The 3,800-nt window shown below is 57.2% G+C and carries 4 protein-coding genes; 2 read left to right on the top strand and 2 right to left on the bottom strand.

All coding sequences use genetic code 11. From position 1 onward, the window contains the following. Positions 1 to 1,068: PQQ-dependent sugar dehydrogenase (locus R6W86_RS15505; protein WP_410330265.1), on the top strand; the 1,068-nt coding region annotated here is incomplete at its 5' end. A 16-nt stretch (positions 1,069 to 1,084) separates the two neighbouring features. Here the strand turns inward: R6W86_RS15505 and R6W86_RS15500 are convergent. Further along, on the bottom strand, positions 1,085 to 2,218 hold the full coding sequence (locus R6W86_RS15500) for an RNA-guided endonuclease InsQ/TnpB family protein (RefSeq protein WP_410330264.1): 1,134 nt from the start codon (positions 2,216 to 2,218) through the stop codon (positions 1,085 to 1,087). A gap of 110 nt (positions 2,219 to 2,328) precedes the next feature. Continuing rightward, the gene (gene tnpA / locus R6W86_RS15495) at positions 2,329 to 2,673 is read right to left on the bottom strand and encodes an IS200/IS605 family transposase (protein WP_410330263.1); all 345 of its coding nucleotides are present in this window, start codon (positions 2,671 to 2,673) and stop codon (positions 2,329 to 2,331) included. Positions 2,674 to 2,860: 187 nt separating this feature from the next. Here tnpA and R6W86_RS15490 point away from each other — a divergent pair. Beyond that, positions 2,861 to 3,800, top strand: a 940-nt coding sequence (locus tag R6W86_RS15490) for an AMP-binding protein (RefSeq protein ID WP_410330262.1), incomplete at its 3' end; no start/stop codon positions are given.

Here is a 3,800-nt window from a genome sequence, read left to right as displayed (position 1 = left end):
CAATTCCCATACGCAGCCCAATATCCCAGCAGGCAGATCGCCAGCGGGCTGGCCCAGCCGGTCTACCTCACCCATGCCGGGGACGGTTCCGGCCGGCTGTTCATCATCGAGAAGCCCGGCACCATCCGCATCCTCCAGGACGGCGAGCTGCTTCCTGCCCCATTTCTGAACATTGTCAACCAGGTCGATAGCGACAAGAGTGAACGCGGCCTGCTTGGGCTGGCCTTCCACCCCGATTACCCGCAAAACGGCCGTTTCTTCATCAACTATACCGATCTCAACGGCGACACTGTGGTCGCCAGTCTGCAGGTCTCGGCCGATCCCAACATCGCCGATCCGGACAGCCAGCAGACCCTGCTGACCATCTCTCAGCCGTATGCCAATCACAACGGCGGGATGATCGCCTTTGGCCCGGACAGCTACCTCTACATCGGGATGGGAGACGGCGGCTCCGGCGGCGACCCGCAGGGTAACGCCCAAAACCCGGATTCCCTGCTGGGCAAGATCCTGCGCATTGACGTGGACCGCAGCTCCCCCTATGCCATTCCGGAAGGCAACTCTCCTGCCGGCCAGCCTGAGATATGGGCCCTCGGAGTGCGCAATCCCTGGCGCTTCAGCTTCGACCGCGCCACCGGAGACCTATTCATCGGTGATGTCGGCCAGAACCAGTGGGAAGAGATCCACATCCTGCCGGCCGGGATCCTCGGCGGGGTCAACCTGGGCTGGGATTACTTCGAGGGCACCCATGAATTTGAAGGCACGCCCCCGGCTGGCATCGAGTTCATCTCCCCGGTGATCGAATACCAGCACGGCGGCGGCAGCTGCTCGGTCACCGGCGGGTACGTCTACCGCGGCAGCCTGCCCGAGTGGCAGGGCATATACCTCTACGGAGACTACTGCACCGGGGTTATCTGGGGTGCCCTGGCCAGCCCGGACGGCACCTGGCAGACCACCGAACTGTTCTCCACCAACCTCAATCTGGTTTCCTTCGCTGAGGACCAGAATGGTGAACTCTACGCGGTCTTCCTCAACGGGGAGATCCACAAACTGTTGGAAGGTACACCATAAAGTCAACGACCAGCTGCTAAAGCGGCTGGCTTGTAACTGCGCTCTGCCGCAATTCTAACGAGTTAGCTTTGGCTTCATCACGCGCTACGATTGGCGGATTGACTGCCGCCCGACGGCCAATATTGACCGCCGCGATGTGGTCAGCAAGTCCAGCGAAACCGCAAACCACACAGGAGAACTTGGATTGAGAAGGACGATTGGCTTTATCGACGTGACCGCAAGCAGGACAGGTGCGGCTCGTGTTCCGAGGGTCAACCAGGAATACAGGCACGCCAACCCGTTTGGCTTTATAAGTCACGAAAGTGCGAAGCTGGTAGAACGCCCAACTATGCAAGGTTGCCCGCTGTTCACGACGAACCGTAACCCTCTCGCGGATACCGCCCAGGTCTTCCAGGGCAATCGCTCGATTTGTGTCTTTCGCTTTGGCAACCAGTTTCTTGCTAATGCAGTGGTTCGTGTCTTTGGCAAAACGATGTTCTTTGCCAGACAGCCGTTTCAGCTTGCGCCTGGCAGACCGCGTGCCTTTGGCTTGCAGTTTGGCCCGCAATCGGCGGTGACGGTGGCGCACGTTGTTGATCTGGCTGGCTTTGTGAACTTCCCCATCACTATCCACTGCCAGATTGGTAACGCCCAGGTCAACCCCCAACGCACCTTCAACGTCAACGGGCTTTGGTTCGTCTACTTCGCAAGTAGCGGAAAGGAAAAACATCCCTTTGATCAACCCCAAGTCGCTTTCCCCTTGCCGCGTCTGAAGCAGTTCCAACTGCCGTTCCCCGCACACAAACGGTATGCGAAGCCGCCCGTTTACCGTCCAAATCGACACGGTTTGGTCTTGCAGCCGCCAGGACAGGATACGGTCATCATAGGCGATACTGCCTGTAGTCTTGAAGGTTCGTTTGGTCTTGCGGTCAAGTTTGTAGGCATCCGCAACTTTGGCGATCGCTCGTACTGCGACCTGCGCCGAAAGGCCGAACTGCTCCCGTACCGCCTGATAGCATTTGTGATGCAAGTCGTACTGCCGATAGGTCTTGGTTTCCCAGGCTGTATCGCTCACAAACCGACAGGCAGCATTGGCTTGTTCCAGCGTGTGTCGAAGCGCATCGGCTTGTTCGGGCGTGGGGAGCAGTTTAACCTGAGCAATCAGCTTCATGCCAATGATTGTAGTACATATGTTCCATCTTTTCAAGTCTTGAAGCTATTTCTTTTGACTTTCTTCGATATACCGTTTGATGGTTTCCGCACTGGCGTGTCCAGCAGCACCTATGTAATGCCTTCTGCCCACAGTGTTGCATGTTCGCCCCAATACTGGCAGCGAAGGCTTTCAAACTCTTTCGTCAACTTGCGGGATGGTATTCCCTTAAACAGACGGACGATTTCAGCAGGAGAAAATTTCGGGGGTGCGCTCACAAACAAGTGTACATGGTCGGACATCACCTCGACCGCCAATATCTCAACACCGTATTGTGTAGCGATTCCCGCCAACAATTCTTTCAACCTTGCCTCGACAGGGCCAACCAAAACCCTTTTTCGATCACGCGGTATCCAGACCAGGTGATAGTTGATTATATGCGCGCTGTGTGGACTGTGGTTGGCTTCGTTTGGCATAGACCCATTTTAGCAAAGGAGGGCGGCTTCCTCCACCCGCTACAGCGGAGTGGTTCCGCCGCCAAGAACTTATAAAAAACCTTGATGTTCTCTTCGTCAAGGGCACATCATTAACCTGCTCATCGCCACCTTCAGGGGAAATCTTATTCATCTTGCACCGCAGGGAACTAAATCAGGAAGGTAAGCTATGGAAAATGCAGATGACAGGATCGTTTGGCGTCCTTCTCAGCAGGAGATCGCACACGCCAACATCACAGCCTTTATGCAGCAAACCGGCATCCCCGATTATCACCAGCTGATCGCCCGTTCTGCTGCCGCCCCCGCCTGGTACACCGATCACCTCCTCAAATTCCTGGATATCCGCTTTCAAAAACCCTATGAGACCGTCCTTGACCTGCGAGACGGGATCGAATGGCCGCACTGGTGTCTCGGCGGGGAGATGAACATCATCCACAACTGCCTGGACAAGCGAATGGGCACCGAAGCCGCCGATCTGCCGGCCCTGATCTGGGAAGGCGAGAATGGGGACACGCTCACCTTCTCCTACCGCGAACTCAACCGGCAGGTCAATAAAACCGCCAACGCCATGCGGCAGCTCGGTCTGGGGAAAGGAGACGCCATCGGGCTGTTCCTGCCCATGGTCCCGGAGGTGGTCATCGCCCTGCTTGCCATCGCCAAGATCGGAGCAGTGATCTTACCTCTGTTCTCCGGCTACGGCGCTGCCGCTGTCCGGGACCGTCTGGATGATGCCAAAGCCCGCGCCCTGTTCACTACTGATGGGACCTATCACAACGGGCGACTGAATCTCCTCAAAGAAACCGCTGACCAGGCGGTTGAGGGACTCGACCATCTGGCCCATGTCATCGTCACACGGTATGTGGACCACCCGGTCGCCATGCAGCCGGGACGCGACCACTGGTGGCACGATCTGATCGATCCTCAATCGGATGAGGCCGAAACCGAGAACACCTCGGCTGAAGACCTGGTCATGCTGATCTACACCTCCGGCACTACCGGCCGCCCCAAAGGCACCATGCACACCCATTGCGGATTCCCGGTCAAGGTCGCCCAGGACGGCGCCTTCAACCACGATATTCACCCCGGCGAGGTGGTCTACTGGATCACCG

Origin of the sequence: Marinobacter sp. (assembly GCF_046484525.1) — a bacterium.
In the GTDB taxonomy this organism is placed as follows: domain Bacteria; phylum Pseudomonadota; class Gammaproteobacteria; order Pseudomonadales; family Oleiphilaceae; genus Marinobacter.
This window is presented reverse-complemented; position numbering and strand designations above follow the sequence as displayed.

Bases quoted from the DNA above. Each gene is read 5' to 3' on its own strand.
- R6W86_RS15500 (WP_410330264.1), bottom strand. From the start codon at position 2,218: ATGAAGCTGATTGCTCAGGTTAAACTGCTCCCCACGCCCGAACAAGCC.
- tnpA (WP_410330263.1), bottom strand. From the start codon at position 2,673: ATGCCAAACGAAGCCAACCACAGTCCACACAGCGCGCATATAATCAAC.